Raw genomic sequence first — 519 nt, forward strand, 5'->3', positions numbered from 1 at the left:
ATCGTGATGAGATTTGCTCCTTTAACGATGATATTCAGGGCACCGCAGCCGTGACCGTCGGTACGTTGATCGCCGCCAGCCGCGCTGCCGGCAGTCAGCTTAGCGAGCAGAAAATCGTTTTCCTCGGCGCGGGTTCAGCCGGATGTGGGATTGCTGAACAGATCATCGCGCAGACTCAGCGTGAAGGTTTAAGCGAAGATGCCGCTCGACAGAACGTTTTTATGGTCGATCGCTTCGGCCTGTTGACGGACCGGATGCCTAATTTATTGCCGTTCCAGGCAAAACTGGTGCAGAAATGCGACAATCTCCAGCACTGGGATACCGAAAATGACGTGCTGTCGCTGCTGGATGTGGTGCGTAACGTGAAGCCGGATATCCTGATCGGGGTTTCCGGCCAGACCGGGCTCTTTACTGAAGAGATCATCCGCGAGATGCATAAGCATTGCCCTCGCCCGATCGTCATGCCGCTCTCTAATCCCACCTCTCGCGTGGAGGCCACGCCACAGGACATTATCGCCT

The 519-nt window shown here is 55.9% G+C and carries 1 protein-coding gene; it reads left to right on the plus strand.

The window, feature by feature from the left end; genetic code table 11:
* A partial coding sequence (locus K0335_RS22315; protein WP_307774226.1) for a malic enzyme-like NAD(P)-binding protein occupies positions 1-519 on the plus strand: 519 nt, incomplete at both ends.

The sequence above is a fragment of the Escherichia sp. GZ89 genome (assembly GCF_019366485.1).
Lineage (GTDB): Bacteria > Pseudomonadota > Gammaproteobacteria > Enterobacterales > Enterobacteriaceae > Escherichia > Escherichia fergusonii.